Below are 18142 nucleotides of genomic sequence, written 5' to 3' on the forward strand. Positions count from 1 at the left end.
GGCATTCGCACAGGAGGATCACAGGGAATACAGCAAAGGCGACGGACTGGCAGTAACCCAGCCAGTCAGACCGCCTCACTGATCGATCAGTGAATGAGAGACAACAACATCTGCCGAATGTTTGCTTTGGTGGTTGTATCCAGACAGGCAATATCTTCAACGTGAAGCCGCTGTTGCTCTAGCAGTCTGCGTAAACAGTCAGCTGACAACGAGATGGATACCCGGTCGGCATCCGCTTCGCCGGACCAGTTCATCGGTTTATAATCGGTACGCTGTAACCTGTCGGGGTTTGGAATGAACATTCCCATGAAGCCTCCTGACGTTCAGTGAATCGCCATCAAGGGTTGATTGGCCGGTTGCGCAGGCGGGAAATCTGGCCAGCTCAGATAGTCGGCAAAAAACCGGGGCTGGCGGGAGGTATTCAGCAGCACGTCAATGCAGTCCTGAGTGCTGCAGTGATTATCCGCGCCTTTATGGCAGGGCCTGGCAGAGCGCAGGCTTTCCAGGGCATTGATCAGAACATGATCCGCCGCGGCATAATCACCACGGTTGTGCAGAGCATGGCACACCAGAATAGTGGATAGCGTAAGTTCCACGTGCATGCAGTCCGGGTAGCGCTGCCGTGCCAGACAGGCCAGGTTAAAGGCTCTGCCGGTAGCTGCAAGCACTTTGTCTGTGTTGTTGGTTTCGCTGAAGGTGCAGGCGCTTTCCATCCAGAACATCCACAAATTATTCTGTTCATTGAGAGACAGGCTGGTAAACATGTGGCGATGCCGTTGGCAGAGCTGTTTCATATCGATCTCCTTGCGTTAATGCAAATGATAATAGTTATCGTTTGAAAGGTTGGCAAGGTCTTCAGATTAATTTTTGTGCATGGAGTCTGATTTGCAATTGATGACCAAGCACCGACCGGTTCCGGCAAGCCTGGATGATCCCCTCTACTATCTGGAGAACATGGATATTCTGGTTGCCTGGGTGTATGACCATCACCGCGACCTGTTGACTACTCAGGAGCGGGACCGGCTGGCGGCTTTTGCGGCTCTGGGCAGCGGTCCCCGCGCCCTGCTGACCCGAATGGTGATGCGTAATGGTGACCTGTTCCGGGTCGACAAGCTCCGCTATCCGGAACTGCCGGTGCCGGAAGCCGAGGCGCTGGCGATTCTGGTACAGAATGGCTGGCTGGATACGGCACCGGATCTTTGCCTGGATGAGCTTTTCCGCTTATTCACTCTGGCGGAGTTGCGGCCGGCGTTTATGGCCTGGCTGCAGGCACAGGGCTACTCGAAAACTGTCGGAAAGGCACAAATGCGAGAGGCACTGACAGCGTCGTTCGGCGAACCCAGGACTGTACAGGATTGGCTGACTGGGGCTGACAATAACCCGCCCGGGGTTGTGCAGCTTCAGGATATGGCACTGTTTGACCGTATCCGCCTGATGTTCTTTGGCAACCTGCGCCAGGGCTGGACCGACTTTGTGCTGGTGGAGCTGGGTATACAGCAATTCGAGCCGGTACCGTTTACCCCGGAGTCCCGCGCTTTTCAGCAGCGCTCAGACGTGGACTGCTACCTGCAGATGCACCAGTGCCGGGAACGCCTCGACAATGGCGAGCCAGCGGCAGAGGTTTGGTCTGCGCTACCCCCGCCTGTGGATAACCCCTGGCTGGCCAGCCGTCGGGAGCGGCTGTTACTCGAGCTGGGCCGGCAGGCCGACCGTCAGGGCGAACAGGAACTGGCGCTGCAGGTCTGGGGTGCCAGCCAACACCGGGAAGCACGGCTGAAACAGCTCCGGCTGCTGGAGCGAATGAAACGCTTTGATCAGGCCTGGAGTATTGCCTGCCGATGGCAGGCGACAGAACTGAGTGATGCTGAAACCCAGGGGCTTAATCGCCTGCTGAAGCGACTGGCAACGAAAGTAGGTACTCACAAACCTGTAACTGTGGATAACCCGGAGGTAGCCGAGTTCAGGCTGGCACTGCCGCGGCCGGAAACCGGCACCGTGGAACTGGCGGCGCTCACATATCTGAGCACCGATGAAGCCCCGGTGTTCTATGTGGAAAACACTCTGATCAACGCCCTGTTCGGACTTTTGTGCTGGCCGGTTATCTTCAGACCCTTGCCCGGGGCCTTCTTCCACCCTTTCCATACCGGTCCGGCGGACCTGCTGCGGGACGATTTTGTGGCGCGGCGCCAGCAGGCGTTCGAGGAGCGCTTCAGTCTGCTTGAAACCGAGGCTTATCGTCAGGTCATTCTGGAGGCATTCAGGCAAAAGCAGGGTATTGCTAACCCGTTCGTGGTCTGGCTGGTACTGGATGAAGGCTTGCTTATCCTGGCCCTGGACTGCATTCCGGCCAGGCATCTGCAGGCTCTGTTCCGCCGCTTGCTGAACAACATCAGGGAGCACCGTAGCGGATTTCCGGATCTGATCCGTTTTGTGCCGGATGCGCCAGACCCGGAACAGCGCTATGAAATGATCGAGGTGAAAGGCCCCGGGGATCGCCTGCAGGACCATCAGGTTCGCTGGCTGTATTTCTTTGCCCGCCAGGGTATTCCGGCACGGGTGTGCTATGTGCGCTGGCAGGACAGTGGGGACAGTGCGTGAAAGTTGCCGTTCGTACCCTGTGTGAGTTCGCCGCCCGCCATGGTGATCTGGATTTCCGGTATACCCCGGCGCCCAGTGCTGATGAGGGCATTGCCGGCCATCAGGCTATCCAGTCCCGTCGTGGTTATGGCTATAAAAGCGAGTATTCACTTACCGGGAATTGCATGGAAATAGAGCTCTCTGGCCGGGCTGATGGCTATCACCCGCACAAGAACCGGCTGGAGGAAATCAAGACCCACCGGGGTGATGTATCCCGCATTCGCGAGCACCAGCGAGCTTTGCACCTGGCCCAGTTAAGGGCCTATGGCGCTCTGCTGTGCCGACAGGAAAACCACAGCAGCGTGGAACTGGCACTGGTTTATTACGACATTGGCCGGGACAAAGAAACAGAACTCACTGAAACCGCCCGGGCCGACCAGCTCTGGCAGGAGCTGGAAACCCTGTGTGGTCGCTACAAAGACTGGGCTGATCAGGAAGAACATCACCGGGAACAGCGGGATGCCTTGCTGGCCAGCCTGAGCTTTCCTTTCCCGGCATTCCGCCCCCGGCAACGACAACTGGCGGAAACTGTGTACAAAAACTCCGCGAAAGCCGGCACCCTGCTGCTGGAAGCCCCTACCGGTCTGGGCAAAACCCTGGGCACCCTGTTCCCCGCCTTGATGGCCATGCCAGCGGGCCATCAGGACCGGCTGTTTTACCTCACCTGCCGCAACACGGCCCGGCAACTGGCCCTGGACGCTGTGGACAAGTTGCGTCATAACCAGGATGAGCAGCAGCCCTGGCCGCTGCGTGTCCTGGAACTGGTTTCCAAAGACGACGCCTGTGAGCACCCGGATAAAGCCTGCCATGGCGACTCCTGTCCCCTGGCCAAAGGTTTTTTTGATCGCCTGCCCGATGCCCGGGCCGAGGCGATTCAAAATCGAGAGCCGTTAACTCAGGAAAGTTTGGCGAAAATCGCTGCAGGTCACGATATTTGCCCTTATTTCCTTGCCCAGGAAATGGCCCGCTGGAGTGACCTGGTAATTGGCGACGTGAACCGCCTGTTCGATCAGTCCGCCCTGCTCCATGGTCTGATCCGCCAGAACAACTGGAAAGCCAGCGTGCTGGTTGATGAAGCCCACAATCTGGTGGATCGGGCCCGGGGCATGTATTCGGTGCAGCTGGACCAGCAACGTCTGTTAAAAACAAAGAAAGCAGCGCCCAAACCGGTAAAAGCGGCACTGGAGCGCACGGCCCGGGCCTGGCAGGCCCTGATCCGGGAGCAGGGTGACCCGTCGCAGCCAGTGTTCCTTGACTCTCCGCCCGCGCAATTGTCGGGAGCCCTGCAAGGCATGGTCTCCAGCCTTACGGACTACCTCGCAGACAATCCCCCGGATCTGGCCCTGCAGGAGTTGTTGTTCGACAGTGTGGCCTTTATGAAACTGGCCGACCGTTTTGGAGACCACTCACTGTGTCAGTTCCAGCGCGCCGGCCGTGGCCGCGCCAGCCTGACGCTCCGGAACCTGATCCCGGCGGATTTTCTCACCGACCGTTTTGCGGCTGCCCATTCCATGCTGCTGTTCTCCGCGACTCTCAGCCCCGGCGTCTATTACCGGGATTTACTCGGCCTGCCGGAGGACGCCCGCTTCACCTCCCTGCCCAGCTCGTTCAGCGCAGACCAGCTGCAGGTTGAATTTACCCCCGGGATCAGCACCCGGAAGGCGCACCGGGAGGCCAGCCTGGAGCCCATTGCTGAACTGATCGCCCACCAGTACCGGCAACGGCCGGGTCATTATCTGGCGTTTTTCAGCAGCTTCAGATATGCAAAGGAAGTCAGTGAGACCCTGGCGCAACAGGCCCCGGATGTCCCCCAGCGCAGTCAGCAGCCGGGCATGAGCCAGGCGCAGCGCCAGGAGTTTCTGGCAGAGTTTCGCCAGCCTGGTGGCAGTGTCGCCTTTGCGGTGCTGGGCGGTGTCTTCAGTGAGGGTATCGACTTGCCCGGTGACCAGCTTGTGGGTGCTTTTGTGGCCACGCTTGGGTTGCCGCCGTTTGATGCCTGGCACGAGGTACTGAAGGCCCGGCTGCAGCAGCGTTTTGGCAGGGGCTATGATTACACTTATCTGATTCCGGGAATACAGAAAGTGGTTCAGGCAGCGGGCCGGGTGGTCCGGACTCCGGATGATCAGGGCGTAATCTGGCTGATCGACGACCGTTTTTTGCAGCCGAAGTCGAGGCGCCTGTTGCCGGAATGGTGGTTTGCTATCGGGGCCAGTCGGTAAAACTGCCCCGATAGCGGGTACAGAGGGATCAGCCGAAGTGGTAGAACGCCATTTTATTGCCATCCTGGTCTTTCACATAGGCACCGTAAAACTGGTCCTCAATCCGCTGCCCCGGCTCACCATCACAGGTGGCACCCAGCTCGATGGCCTTCTGGTAATAGGTATCGACGGCCTCTTTCGATCCGGGCCAGAACGCCAGCATATTGCCGTTACCCGGATGGTTTGGTTCACTGTCGAACGGTGTACAAACGGCCAGTGACGGGCCCTTCATACTTTCACCAATAAAAGCAATGCGCCCCATATCTACGAGGAGCTTTGCGCCCATGCCATTCAGAAGCTCGGTATAGAACTTCTTGGCTTTTTCCATATCACTGACACCGATGGTGACGTATCCGATCATTCTGTAATCTCCTGTTCAGCGCGGGTATAAGCGCAATTGGTTTTCAGGTTTTTTATCTGTTTTCCCAACGAAAATTTTCTGCCCATTGCAGAGCATCCGGAAGCGGCAGGGGCTTGCTGTAGAAAAAACCCTGCCCCAGGTCACAGCCCAGCTGGATCAGCTTCTTCTCCACATCTGCATTTTCGATGCCTTCAGCAACCAGGCGACGATTAAAGCTTTTCGTCAGACTGACAATAGCACTGACAATCATTCTGTCATCTGTGTCTTCCAGCATATCCTTTACGAACGATTGGTCAATCTTGATTTCCTGGGCCGGCAAACGGCGGAAATAATCCAGTGATGAATAACCCGTGCCAAAATCATCGAGAGAAATATCCACACCCAGCTCACGGCAGGCCTTCAGGTTTTCCTGAACGGCGTCGGTATTGTCCATGGTTGTGGTTTCAAGGATTTCCAGAATAAGCCGGGCACGCAGCTCCCTCGGGCAGTCTTCCAGTGCGTCTGCTAAATCATGACGGAATTCGCGGCAGAGGAAGTGGGAAGGACTGAGGTTGATGCTCAGAGTATAAGGCAGGCCCTGGTGCGAAAATGCCAAAATCTGCTTTACAGCCTCCCGGATGACAAAGTTTCCCAGAGTGCGGGCATACTCCGTGTATTCAATATGCTGCAGGAAATCTCCGGGCGCAAGGAGACCTTCCTCTGGGTGGTTCCAGCGGATCAGAGCTTCAAAACCGTCCACCGTCCGGCTGCGAAAGCAGATTTTGGGTTGATAGTACAATTCCATCTGGCCCTGGTTCAGGCCGTCTCCTATCTGCTCCAGCACTCTCCAGCGTGCTTTCCTGGATGAGTGGTATTCAAGATCAAATATCTTGAAACCGTTCTTTCCGGTTTCTTTAGCGGCGTACATCGCCTGATCCGCATGGCGGAGCAGCAGATCTGTGCTCACATCGTCTTCCGGGTAGAGGGTCACCCCCATGCTGCCGGAAACCTGGAGAACATGGTGCTGAAAGTTGATAGGCCGTCGCATGGCATCCAGTATACCGGCGTAGGCTCGCTCATCAGCCACATCCCTGAGGATCAGAACAAACTCATCCCCACCGGAGCGAGCAATGATATCGTGAGGCTTCACAGCCACTTTCAGCCGGTCAGCGACGGACTTCAGAACTGCATCACCGACCAGATGGCCGTGTTTGTCGTTGATGGCTTTGAAGCCATCAAGATCGATAAGGCATACGGATACCTGGCCGTTTCTCAGCTCAGCCTCGAACAGTTCCTGCTCAAGCAGCTGGGTAAGAAGGTAACGGTTGGGCAGACCGGTCAGGGCATCGTAATGAGTGGCCAGCTCAATATCTTTCCGGTGCGTTCTTTGTTCTTCGTATAAACGTTTGCGCTCAATAAGGTGGCCCAGTGTCTGGGACAGGGGGGCCAGCTCATCTGCCAGACTCCGGTTATAGCCTTCAGAGCGGTTGGCCAGACCGATCAGCCCGAGTAGTGTGGTTCCGGAGTAAACCGGAATACCGATATAGGTGTTGATTGCCGGGTGCCCCACCGGCAGACCCCCTCGCCGGGGATCCTCGGGCAGGTTGTTGGAGATAACAAGGTCTCCGGTGAGCATGGATTTCCCGAGGATATTATCGAGATTTCTGAAAATCATGCCCTGACGTTCCACCTCCTGGTACAGGGCCTGTGCTTCCGGATTCCAGGCAATGTTGGTAATAGCACCCACTTTCAGGAAGGGAGAGCCCTTGTCGTCGTACAGAATTTCTCCAATAAAGCCGAACTGACTGCCGGTCAGGGCCAGAAGGTCGTTGAGCATATACTCAAAGGCTGAACGCTCATTATCACTGGTAAGAAACACGTTCTGAGCCTGATGGATGGCCCGGTTCAGGTGGGAAACGGACACCTGCTCACTGTTATCCGACCGGAGCCATGAGCGTTCCAGTTCGTCTTCTACCATAACGGCCAGCGTGCGCAGCACATCGAGGTCTTTTTCACCGAACTGCCGTGGTTTATCGTCAATAATGCATAGGGTTCCGATTTTAAAACCACTGGGTTCCCGCACGGGGACGCCCGCGTAGAATCGCACACCAGGATTTTCCAGAACAAACGGGTTGTTGCGAAAACGTGGATCCTGTGAGGCATTTTCTACAATAAAGACCTGGTCCTGACGTATGGTATGGTCGCAGAAAGCGACAGACCTTGGAGTTTCCGCTACATCCAGCCCCTGCCTTGATTTGAACCATTGGCGGTCGTCATCCAGCAATGTGAATAAGGCTGTTCTTACCTGATAATGCTGTTGGGCAATGCGGGTCAGTCGCTCAAAACGCTCTTCGGGAGGTGTGTCAAGAAGCCCGAGGCGTTTCAGGGATGCAAGTCGCTTGTTTTCAGTGTCCGTGTCACTCATTCGGGGTCCTTGGTGGGGCCAGCAATGAGATGCTAACAGATCGTGATTTAATAATTTGTGACATTTGGTGAATCACGGTTTTCGATCAGATTTATCTGAAGGTGACTTTGTCACTGAATAAAGCATATGCCAAGTCTACAGTGTGAGAGCATTCAAGGTTAAATGACAAAGGGCACCTGCTATGATCAGAACATTCAAGGCACTTATAGCGGCGGCGCTGGTTGCCGTTGCTCCCATCAGCGTTCAGGCTTCAGGAGATCAGGACATGGTTGAGGAAGTACTGGTAATTCTTTCAAGCGACTCCCTGCAAACCCAGGGCATGGCAATGGTTCTTTCTAATACCATGGCCCAGCAGGGCGCAAAGGTGAACGTTCTGCTATGTGACAAAGCAGGCGATCTGGCGTTGAAAAACTACGAAGCCAGTCCTCTCAAGCCAAAGGACCTTACCCCCGGTCAAATGTTGCGTGGCCTGCTGAAACAGGGTGGTACTGCCAATGTTTGCGCTCTTTATCTGCCCAACAGTGATTACAGTAAAGACGATCTGATTGACGGTGTGGGTGTCGCCATGCCACCAGAAATGGCAGGTCAGATGCTTAACCCGGATATGCGTACCTTTACCTTCTGAAACGCTTTCGCAGTCTGATAAGCGATAAAAAGCCGGCCCTCTTGCATTTGAGGGCCGGCTTTTTTGTGGGCGTCTGGTCCGTTTTCAGGACTTTCCAGCAGGCTCATCCAGGTCTTCGTAGCCTGTCACCATAGGTTTAATGTGACTGGTCAGCGTATGGCCCATTGTTGTCATATACACGTGGGCAATAATGAAAACCAGCATGGCAAAGGCCGCAGCCGTATGCACCAGTGCGACGGTTTCAAGGTTGAGCGCGCCTGCCAGCATCGCCGGCCAGTCGCTATAAAAAAGATACAACAGGCCACTCACCCAGATAATGGGTGAAATTATCAGTTTGAAAAACAGGTAAGCCAACCGCTGCAGCGGGTTGTGCTTGGCTTTGCTGGTTTTACGATACGGGTGTTCAGCACCGGTAAAAGTGCCAATCAGGTAGTAATGCATTACCGCAAACAGGCCATCGCGAGTGGGCACATACTGGCGCCATTCCCCGGTAGTAATATGCCAGAAGATGGCAAATAGCCAGAGTACGATCAGTGACCAGGCTGCGATGGTGTGCAACCGTGTGGCATCACCAAAGCCCAGTAGCGAATAGCTGCCGTGGATTTCAAAGCCGGTAATCAGCAGGCTGAAAATCAGTAAAGCCTGAAACCAGTGCCAGAAACGCTCAAAGCGCTTGAATATCATTACCCGGCTCATGACTGTTTCCTCCTTCTGAATAGCACTCGGGCAAGGGCGTGGATGACAACTCCGGCCAGGGTCAGTGCCACTACCAGCCACCCGATACGATTCAGCCAGGCGTTACTGCTATGTCCTGGCATATAAATACCGCCAATACCCGCCAGGCGACTTTTCTCTGAATGGCATGAGCTGCAGCGCAGGGCCTGATCCGCCGTTGGTACCATATGAGTAATCGGCCAGTACATCCTGGTTTCAATAAAGTCGAAGTTGCCACTGAACGGCAGACCGGACTTTTCACTGGCGAACTGCAGGGCTTTAGGCCAGTCGTAGTTACTCCAGAGCGAGGAATCATCGGCACCAAAGACGTGAGTGGCCAACAGCGTTTTATATTCGGTATCAAAAGGCTGTTTGCCACGCATCTGCTTGAAGGGCCAGATGCGCGATGCAGGATCACCCGGTTCGCCGTCCAGCCGGTTGATTTCCAGCGGCGGGTTATCAATATCGAACTGCTCATCAACCATGGTGTATTCAACGGTGCCATCAAACCAGGCGTAGTAAGGCACCACATTTTCACCGTGGCGGAAATCACCCTTTTCGCTCAGGTAGCTCACATGGCCCGCTTCATCATAGGTCGTGATTGGTTTTTTGTTTTCATCGAGCTTGCCGGCAGTCGACCAGTCCCACCACATCTTGGTTGGTACGCCGCCCCGGGCGAAGGCCGGGACATGACAGGTCTGGCAGGCCAGCTTGTCTACATGATCGTTCAGTTTTGTCTTGTTGTGGGGCTGGTCACCATGACAGGACTCACAGCTTGCCCGGCTCAGATCGGTGTGACCGGGCGTATCAATCCCCAGGGTATCTTTTGCGTTTACCTGATAGCGACTGCCGGAAACACTGTGGCCCCAGGTGGTGTGGCAGTCGGAGCAGCTGAAATCCGCACCGTCGGGAGACATGTGTACGTCCAGGGAGGTTTCGGGTGATACCAGGGAGGAATCGAGGTCACCGTGTTTTACACCGTCGCCTCCGCCGCCGTAAAAGTGGCAACTGCCACAGTTAGCACGGCCTGTAGCCCCAACGTTACGGGCAATATCCGGCAAGTCCGGCGGCTGAACCATGTTGCCACTGCCTTTGGGCCACTCCCTGGGGATATAGGTGGGGTCACCCGCCAGAGTGGGGAACTTCTTGTAACCGCCGGTTGTATCGTGGCATACAAGGCAGTCCACAGCAGAGTCAACTTCCGGTGGCGGCTGTCGCATGTCTTTCCAGCCGTAGCCGACGTGGCAGGATGTACATCTGGGCTCGTTGGTAACCGCCATGCCACAAAAGCTGTTAATTACCTGGTTTTTTCCCAGTGTCTGCCCGGTTTCTGCATGTTTGTAGAGCCAGGTCCAGTGGGTGGTTTCCTTGATCTGGCCCGCCGCTTCAGTATGGCATTCCAGGCAGGCGCTGGTTACGTCACTGGCAGTGTCAAAAGGACCTTTGAGGGATTCAAATTTGCTGTGATCCGCAGTGGCCGGAGAGCGCTCAATGGCAGCCGTTCCAGGGCCGCCTGTGAGAAGTAACAGGGCTCCCAGAAAACTCATCACCGGAATCCGGCACGGCCGGGTTGTGATCAGCCTGATCATGACGCTCTCCTGATTGTTTTATTGTCAGTTTAAGTCACTATTCACGTCTTGCCAGTGCTACGTTTATTCCGGCAGGTAGATTTTTTCCGGGTTCAGCTTCATGGACCAGGGCAGCCCCGCATTCTGCCAGCCATTTACAATCCGCATGCCCGCTTTTTTACCATCTTTGGCACCACTGCCCTGAAAGCCATGATCGATGTATTTCACATTACTGAAACCGTTTTCCAGCAGGTAGTCCGCACTGGGCTTCCCACGGCTGGAGCCGGAACGACACATGGTGATAATCAGAGCATCACTACTCAGGCCTTTATCCTTCAGCGCCTGCTCAATACCCGCAGCAAACTCCGGGTTGCGGCTCATGGCAAACCGGCCTTTGTCCGCCAGAAAAGAGGTCCGGTCTGCAAGCATAAACGGGATGTTTATGTCGACAACATCGGTAAAGCCAATGAACATGATTTCCACGGGGTCACGCACATCAACAAACAGGATCTGATCGCCTTTTTCCTGGACCAGGTTGTAGGTTTCCTGTGCAGTCAGGGATAGCGCTTCATCTGCTGAAGCGTGAGCGCTCAGTCCCAGGGTTATGAGAAGGGCCGCCAATAAAAGTTTCATCGTTTTCTCCTGAAAAAAGGGTGCGATACAGTCCCTACCATACTCCTGAAGAGGTAAAGGTATCAATTAAATGAATAAGCTTATAATAACGGGTTTGATCGGGGTCAATAGAGCGGTGCAAGAGCTGCTACACTAGCGCTTTCTGATCAGGGGGAATTTTTCACGTGTTAATCTGGCCCAACTGGCGTTGTCCGGGCGTAGTATCCATTCTTGTTGTTGTACTGGCGATCAGTGGGTGTGCATTGCCCTCTATCTCAGACCGTACACAAAGCCGGGCGTTGTCGGCTGAGCAAGCGGCAAATACCCGTATCGGGCGTGCCATTACGCCCCTCGTGCAGGCACATCCGGACAAGAGTGGGGTTGTACTGCTTGAAGATGCCTATGATGCCTTTGCAGCGCGGATGTTGTTGGCTGAAGGGGCAGAGGCCACACTGGATGTGCAGTACTACATATGGCGGTACGATATCACCGGCATAATGCTGCTTGATGTACTTTACCGGGCCGCAGAGCGTGGAGTGCGTGTGCGGCTTCTGCTGGACGATAATGGCATCGCCGGGCTTGATAAGCCCCTTGCCGCCCTGGATACCCACGCGAATATAGAGGTACGTCTGTTCAATCCGTTTGTTGTGCGTAGTCCCAAATGGATTGGTTTTCTGACCAGTTTCCCACGCCTGAATCACCGCATGCATAACAAATCCTTCACGGCTGATAACCAGGCAACCATTATTGGTGGGCGGAATGTTGCTGATGAGTACTTTGGTGCTGCGCAGGGCGCATTGTTTGCCGACCTTGATGTTCTGGCTATCGGGCCCGTGGTGAATGAGCTTTCTGATGATTTTGACCGCTATTGGTCGAGCGCTTCGGCATACCCGGCCGCAGCCATTCTGCCTGAACCGGAAGAGCCGGATCTGGCCTGGGTTGTGGATACAGCGAGAGAATGCAGCACCCGTACTGAGGCCAGCCGGTATGTGTGCGCCGTAGCGGAATCCGAATTCCTGAAAACGTTACTGGACGGCACCCTGGAGTTTACCTGGGCGCCGGTCTCCATGGTCAGTGATGATCCGGCCAAAGTGCTGGGAAAGAAGCCAAAAAACGGCCTTATGAGCCGGCAGCTGGCAGAGGCAATGGGAACCCCTGAGCATTCAGTCACTCTGGTGTCTCCTTACTTTATTCCGACCAAAGCCGGTGTGGAAATGTTCCGTAATCTGGAGCGCCAGGGTATTGAGGTGCGCGTGCTGACCAACTCGCTGGAAGCCAACGATGTGGCCATGGTGCACTCTGGTTATGCAAAGTACCGCAAGCCTCTGCTGGAGGCCGGTGTGCAATTGTTTGAGCGGCGTAAGCTGCCTGGAACCGAGTCTGTAGAGCGTCAGTTACAAAACAGCCTGATGGGCAGCTCCTCCTCCAGTCTGCATGCAAAAACCTTCGCAATTGACGGTGAAAGGCTGTTTGTCGGTTCGTTTAACTTCGACCCCCGATCAGTGCATACCAACACCGAACTGGGCTTTATTATTGAAAACCCGGAGCTGGCTCAGGAAATGGAGGCAAGGGTCCGGGAGCAAACCCGCGATACGGCCTATGAACTGGTTCTGGATGATAACGGCGATCTGCAGTGGCTGGAGTATAACGGGGACGAGGTAACGCGACACAGCCACGACCCGGGAACCGGGCCGCTCAAACGGCTGCTGGTTTCATTTTTTGCTCTGCTGCCCATAGAAGCTCTGTTGTAACCGTTATACAGGCTTTTGATGCGGGTCAGTCGCGCAGTAAAAACGATTGCTATACTGGTAACAACCTAACTATTATTCACATTGACACTCATCCCCCATCAAGGAAGAAAAATGTCCGGTTCAAGCTCCAGAAATCGCCAGAAACTACTGATTGCTCTTGGTGTTATCGCTGCGGCTGCCATTCTTGCGTGGCAGTTCCTTCCTGATAGTGACAGCCTTCCGGAGTATGTTGCCTCTGGTAATGGCCGTATCGAAGCAACCCAGGTAGACATTGCTACGCGTATCCCAGGCCGCCTGGAGAGTCTGTTTGTAGCTGAGGGTGACTTGATTGATGCCGGCAACCCGGTGGCTGAGATGGACACCGATGAATTACAGGCGACCCTGGCGTCGGCCGAGGCCAACCTGAACCAGGCAATTGAAGCCCGTCATCTGGCCGAAGCGGTTGTTGTTCAGCGTGAAAGTGAACTCCGGCTGGCCCGGGCTGAGCTGGGCCGGATCGAAGCTTTGGTGGACAAAGGACATGTTTCCCGGGAGCAGCTTGACCGTGCCCGGACCGCACTGGAAACCAGCCAGGCGGCATTGCAGGCCTCCCGTGTTCAGGTGGCTTCGGCGCGCGCCGGTATTGAGGCTGCAAGAGCCAGTATCCGCAAGGTGCAATCCACCATTGACGACAGTCACCTGAACAGCCCGGTCGGTGGTCGAGTGTTATACCGGCTGGCTGAGCCGGGCGAGGTGCTGGCGGCCGGAGGCAAGGTTGCAACGGTCATCGATGTAACCGATGTTTATCTCACCATTTTCCTGCCTACTGCTCAGGCCGGCAGGGTCCGGGTTGGCTCCGAGGCGCGTATTATCCTGGATGCCTTGCCTGATTATGTGGTCCCGGCCGAGGTAAGTTTTGTGGCTGCCGAGGCGCAGTTCACACCGAAAGCAGTGGAAACCCGCAGCGAGCGGGAGAAGCTTATGTTTCGCGTGCGTATTCGTATCAATCCGGAATTGCTGAATGCCTACCGTGACCGGGTAAAAACAGGCGTACCGGGTGAGGCCTACGTTCGTACCGATGAAAGCCAGCCCTGGCCGGAACAGTTGCAGGTGAACCTGCCCAATGAGTAATCAGCGTAATGTCGAGACTTCGGGTGCAGGTCCGGTTGCCCGGCTGACGTCCATAAGCCACTACTATGGCGCCCGTACCGCCCTGGAAAATGTCTGTCTGGACTTACCCGCCGGGTGTATGGTGGGCCTGATCGGGCCAGACGGTGTGGGCAAATCCACCTTGTTGGGGCTGGTGGCAGGTGCTCGGGAGTTGCAGCAAGGCCAGTTGCAGGTATTGGGTGGCAATATGGCCGATACGCGCTTTCGCAGTGAAGCCGCTCCGCGCATCGCCTATATGCCTCAGGGATTGGGTGGCAATCTTTATCACACTCTTACGATAGATGAGAACATTGAGTTTTTTGCCGACCTGTTCGGACTAAAAGGAGAGGCTCGCACCCAGCAGATTGATCGCTTGCTGGACGCAACAGGCCTGCTGGACTTTAGGGATCGACCCGCCGGTAAGCTCTCTGGTGGCATGAAACAGAAACTGGGTCTTTGTTGTGCCCTGATTCACAGTCCTGAGCTTCTGATTCTGGATGAACCAACCACCGGTGTAGATCCACTCGCACGCGCGCACTTCTGGGATCTGATCGACTCGATCCGGCACCAGCAGTCAGGCATGAGTGTGCTTGTTGCCACGGCCTACATGGAAGAAGCTGAGCGCTACGACTGGCTGATTGCTATGAATCACGGCACTGTACTGGCCACTGGTTCACCACAGGAACTGAAACAGGAAACCGGCACAGATACTCTGGATGACGCGTTTACGGCCTTGTCCCCCCGGGGCAGTCAGGAGGATGAAGATGGTAAGGAAACCACAGACAGTCGCCGTAAAGCCAAAGCGGAAGCCGCACCTGCAACAAAAAATGATGGCGTTCCTGCCATAGAAGCCCATAACCTGACCCTTCGCTTTGGCGACTTCACAGCAGTGAAAGATGTCAGTTTCACCATTCCCAAAGGTGAAATTTTCGGTTTTCTGGGCTCCAATGGGTGCGGCAAAACCACCACCATGAAAATGCTGACAGGCCTGCTCCCGCCTTCTGAAGGCGAAGTATTCCTGTTTGGCTCACCACTGGACTCCCGGGATCTGGATACCCGTCGACGGGTGGGTTACATGACCCAGTCCTTTTCGCTGTACAGTGAGCTGACCGTGCACCAGAACCTGGTGCTTCATGCCAAGTTGTTCCACCTTCCGCCAGAGAGTATTCAGCCCAGAGTTGACGAGCTGGTTGAGGAGTTCGGTTTAGCCGATGTGATGGATCAGCTCGCCGGTGATTTACCGCTGGGTGTTCGTCAGCGTTTGTCTTTGGCAGTGGCAGTCGTGCACTCGCCGGAATTACTGATTCTGGATGAGCCCACCTCGGGCGTGGACCCTGATGCCCGCAATCGCTTTTGGGATTTACTGTTGCGACTGTCCCGGGAAGATGGCGTTACTATCTTTATTTCCACCCACTTCATGAACGAAGGTGAGCGCTGCGACCGGATATCGCTGATGCATGCTGGTGAAGTTCTGGCCTGCGATACCCCTGCAGCTCTGGTGCAGCAGGCAGGTACAGAAAATCTGGAAGGTGCTTTCATTCAGACGCTCGAAACTGTCTACAAAGAGCCTGAAAGCAAAAGTGGCGGCAGGTTGCCAACTGATAATACCGCACAACCACGCTGGAAGCTGTTCAGTCCAAGAAGGCTTATGGCATATGCCCGGCGTGAAGTCCGGGAGTTACTGCGTGATCCTGTCCGCATGTCGTTTGCCTTCATAGGTTCTGCCTTATTGATGGTTATTCTGGGTTACGGCATTACTCTGGATGTAGAAGACCTTCCGTTTTCCGTTCTTGATCAGGATCAGACCACCCAGAGCCGTGACTATATAACGGCCGTATCCGGATCCCGTTATTTTATCGAGCAACCGGCTGTTGCCGATATGGCAGATCTGGAGCGTCGGATGCAGTCAGGCGAGCTCAGTCTGGTTCTGGTGATACCCCCCGGGTTTGGTCAGGATCTCAAGCGTGGCCGTCCGGCAGATATTGCAGTATGGGTGGATGGCGCCATGCCGTTTCGGGGCGAAACGATTCAGGGGTACATACAGGGTTTGCACCTGAACTATATGAAAGACCTGGCTATGCGTACCTACGGCTCCGTACCCGATATTAGCCTGGTTACCATTGAGTCCCGCTACCGCTATAACCAGGGCTTTCGTAGCCTGGATGCCATGGTGCCCGCGGTTATCCCGATTTTGCTTGTGTTTATTCCGGCTATCCTGATGGCATTGGGTGTTGTGCGTGAAAAAGAGTTGGGATCAATCACCAATCTGTATGTAACTCCGGTGAACCGGCTGGAGTTCCTGTTAGGTAAGCAGCTGCCTTATATTGCTTTCAGCATGGTGAGCTATTTCAGTCTGGTACTGCTGGCGATCTTCCTTTTTGAGGTGCCTGTTAAAGGTGGTGTGTTGACGCTGACTCTGGGCGCTCTGCTGTTCGTAACGGCCACAACCGGCCTCGGGCTGGTTATTTCAGCTTTCGCTTCTACTCAGACGGCGGCGCTGGCCGCTACGGCTGTCGTCACTATACTCCCGACCATACAGTTTTCGGGGGTTACCGAGCCAGTGTCGTCTCTGGAAGGGGCTGGCGCACTGATTGGCCAGTTCTGGCCGGTGACCTGGTTCCTGCAGATCAGCCGCGGTGTCTTCACTAAAGGGTTGAGTCTGGGGGATATGCAGCATGCATTTCTGGTGCTGGCAGCCTTTATTCCGGTACTGACGCTGATGTCGGTATTTCTGCTTCGTAAACAGGGGCGGTAATGATGAGATCTATGGTCAATATCTGGAACCTTGGAATGAAGGAGCTGCGCAGCATCTGGCGTGATAAGGTGCTGTTTTTGTTCGTAATACTTGCTTTCAGCCTGGTTATATATACTGCCGGGTCGGCCGGTTCGATGGAGTTGAACAACACGCCCGTCGCTGTGGTGGATGAAGACCAGACTGCATTATCGGGGCATGTTATCGATTCTTTGCAAGCGCCCTGGTTTCTTGAACCCGATCCTGTTGATCTGGAGCAGGTTGATTCGGTCCTGGACAGTGGCAGCCACACCTTCGCACTGGTGATTCCTCAGGGCTTCGAGCGTGATATACGCAGTGGGCGTCCTGTCCGTCTGCAACTGAACATTGATGCGACCCGGATGACCCAGGCATTCATTGGTTCCGGTTATATCGAAAGAATGGTGACAATGGAGGTGGCTGAATTTCTGCGAAAAGACAGTGTCACCGGCGTGCTACCGATTAATCTTACGGTCCGTGCAAGTTTTAACCCAAACCTTGAGGGGACCTGGTTCGGTGGAGTCATGGAGCTGATCACCATGATCACTCTGATCAGTATTATTCTGTCCGGCGCGGCGCTGATTCGGGAGCGGGAGCACGGTACGGTGGAGCATTTGATGGTGATGCCCGTTAAACCGTTTGAAATCATGGCGTCCAAGGTGTGGGCCAATGGCCTGGTTGTGATTCTGGCGGCCATTTTTTCGGTAACGGTCATTATCCAGGGAGTGCTCGCGGTCCCGATACGGGGTTCTTTGGTATTGTTTTTCATCGGAGCGCTGATTCATCTATTTTCCACCACAGCCATTGGCATTCTTATTGGCACTGTAGCTCGCACTATGCCCCAGTTTGGTCTTCTGCTGATCCTGACTATCGTCCCTCTGCAGCTACTCTCTGGCGGCATTACCCCCAGGGAAAGCATGCCCGGTCTGGTTCAGGATATTATGCTTGCGGCCCCCACAACCCACTTTGTCAGCATGGCCCAGTCGATTTTATACCGTGGTGCAGGAATGAGTGTGGTGTGGCCGGAAATGCTGGCACTGGCTGGAATTGGAGTGGTTTTTTTCAGTATTGCGCTAGCGCTGTTCAGGCGCCATCTATCGATCTGATGCCAGGTATGGACAGAAAAAGGACTTGGTCTGGACGTATACTTGAGTGGGAAAGGGAGGAAAGAGCGGGATAAATGGTCGGCGTGGCAGGATTCGAACCTGCGACCCCTTCGTCCCGAACGAAGTGCGCTACCAAGCTGCGCCACACGCCGATCAACGGCCGGTATTATACGGATTTGCGGGCTTTTTACCAGCCCCCTCCTCTGGC

General features: G+C 55.0%; 14 protein-coding genes and 1 tRNA gene. 7 read left to right on the forward strand and 8 right to left on the reverse strand.

Features of this window, described 5'->3' with window-relative positions; translation table 11 throughout:
- Positions 1-86: 86 nt before the first annotated feature.
- Positions 87-308 carry a hypothetical protein gene (locus FFI95_RS03380; RefSeq protein WP_144820983.1) on the reverse strand — a complete coding sequence of 74 codons (222 nt, stop codon included), beginning with the start codon at positions 306-308 and terminating at the stop codon, positions 87-89.
- A gap of 15 nt (positions 309-323) precedes the next feature.
- Complete coding sequence (locus tag FFI95_RS03385; protein WP_144820984.1) at positions 324-794, reverse strand: hypothetical protein; 471 nt, start codon at positions 792-794, stop codon at positions 324-326.
- A 100-nt stretch (positions 795-894) separates the two neighbouring features.
- On the opposite strand from FFI95_RS03385, the gene FFI95_RS03390 reads away from it, so the two are divergent.
- Both FFI95_RS03390 and FFI95_RS03395 read left to right on the forward strand, forming a co-directional pair.
- Complete coding sequence (locus tag FFI95_RS03390) at positions 895-2598, forward strand: VRR-NUC domain-containing protein (RefSeq protein WP_144821442.1); 1704 nt, start codon at positions 895-897, stop codon at positions 2596-2598.
- Positions 2595-4856 carry an ATP-dependent DNA helicase gene (locus FFI95_RS03395; protein WP_144820985.1) on the forward strand — a complete coding sequence of 754 codons (2262 nt, stop codon included), beginning with the start codon at positions 2595-2597 and terminating at the stop codon, positions 4854-4856. Before FFI95_RS03390 ends, FFI95_RS03395 begins: the two co-directional genes overlap by 4 nt.
- A gap of 28 nt (positions 4857-4884) precedes the next feature.
- Here FFI95_RS03395 and FFI95_RS03400 read toward each other — a convergent pair whose 3' ends face one another.
- Together FFI95_RS03400 and FFI95_RS03405 are read right to left on the reverse strand one after the other, a co-directional pair.
- On the reverse strand, positions 4885-5256 hold the full coding sequence (locus tag FFI95_RS03400; protein WP_144820986.1) for a VOC family protein: 372 nt from the start codon (positions 5254-5256) through the stop codon (positions 4885-4887).
- Positions 5257-5308: 52 nt separating this feature from the next.
- Positions 5309-7660, reverse strand: coding sequence for a sensor domain-containing phosphodiesterase (locus FFI95_RS03405; protein WP_144820987.1), 2352 nt, complete (start codon positions 7658-7660; stop codon positions 5309-5311).
- Between the two features lie 181 nt (positions 7661-7841).
- On the opposite strand from FFI95_RS03405, the gene FFI95_RS03410 reads away from it, so the two are divergent.
- A complete protein-coding gene (locus FFI95_RS03410; protein ID WP_144820988.1) occupies positions 7842-8285 on the forward strand; it encodes a DsrE family protein in 444 nt (147 codons plus the stop codon).
- 84 nt (positions 8286-8369) lie between these two features.
- Here the strand turns inward: FFI95_RS03410 and FFI95_RS03415 are convergent, their stop codons facing one another.
- From FFI95_RS03415 to FFI95_RS03425, 3 genes are all read right to left on the reverse strand, one after another.
- Positions 8370-8981 (reverse strand): cytochrome b/b6 domain-containing protein, encoded by a 612-nt coding sequence (locus FFI95_RS03415; RefSeq protein ID WP_144820989.1) that lies wholly within the window; start codon positions 8979-8981, stop codon positions 8370-8372.
- Positions 8978-10588 carry a tetrathionate reductase family octaheme c-type cytochrome gene (locus FFI95_RS03420; protein ID WP_144820990.1) on the reverse strand — a complete coding sequence of 537 codons (1611 nt, stop codon included), beginning with the start codon at positions 10586-10588 and terminating at the stop codon, positions 8978-8980. The genes FFI95_RS03415 and FFI95_RS03420 overlap by 4 nt, the downstream gene beginning before the upstream one ends.
- A 63-nt stretch (positions 10589-10651) precedes the next feature.
- Positions 10652-11200, reverse strand: a complete 549-nt coding sequence (locus tag FFI95_RS03425; RefSeq protein ID WP_144820991.1) for a rhodanese-like domain-containing protein — start codon at positions 11198-11200, stop codon at positions 10652-10654.
- A 164-nt stretch (positions 11201-11364) separates the two neighbouring features.
- On the opposite strand from FFI95_RS03425, the gene FFI95_RS03430 reads away from it, so the two are divergent.
- The 4 genes from FFI95_RS03430 to FFI95_RS03445 all read left to right on the forward strand — a co-directional run bounded on the left by FFI95_RS03430 (position 11365) and on the right by FFI95_RS03445 (position 17934).
- Positions 11365-12930, forward strand: a complete 1566-nt coding sequence (locus FFI95_RS03430; protein WP_246069352.1) for a phospholipase D family protein — start codon at positions 11365-11367, stop codon at positions 12928-12930.
- 111 nt (positions 12931-13041) lie between these two features.
- Positions 13042-14040: an HlyD family secretion protein gene (locus FFI95_RS03435; RefSeq protein WP_144820992.1), complete on the forward strand. Its 999-nt coding sequence runs from the start codon at positions 13042-13044 to the stop codon at positions 14038-14040.
- On the forward strand, positions 14033-16813 hold the full coding sequence (gene rbbA, locus FFI95_RS03440; RefSeq protein ID WP_144820993.1) for a ribosome-associated ATPase/putative transporter RbbA: 2781 nt from the start codon (positions 14033-14035) through the stop codon (positions 16811-16813). Before FFI95_RS03435 ends, rbbA begins: the two co-directional genes overlap by 8 nt.
- A gap of 2 nt (positions 16814-16815) precedes the next feature.
- Positions 16816-17934: an ABC transporter permease gene (locus FFI95_RS03445; protein WP_144821444.1), complete on the forward strand. Its 1119-nt coding sequence runs from the start codon at positions 16816-16818 to the stop codon at positions 17932-17934.
- 75 nt (positions 17935-18009) lie between these two features.
- Here the strand turns inward: FFI95_RS03445 and FFI95_RS03450 are convergent.
- Positions 18010-18086, reverse strand: a tRNA-Pro gene (locus FFI95_RS03450).
- Between the last annotated feature and the right edge of the window lie 56 nt (positions 18087-18142).

The organism is Marinobacter piscis (assembly GCF_007671655.1).
GTDB lineage: Bacteria > Pseudomonadota > Gammaproteobacteria > Pseudomonadales > Oleiphilaceae > Marinobacter > Marinobacter piscensis.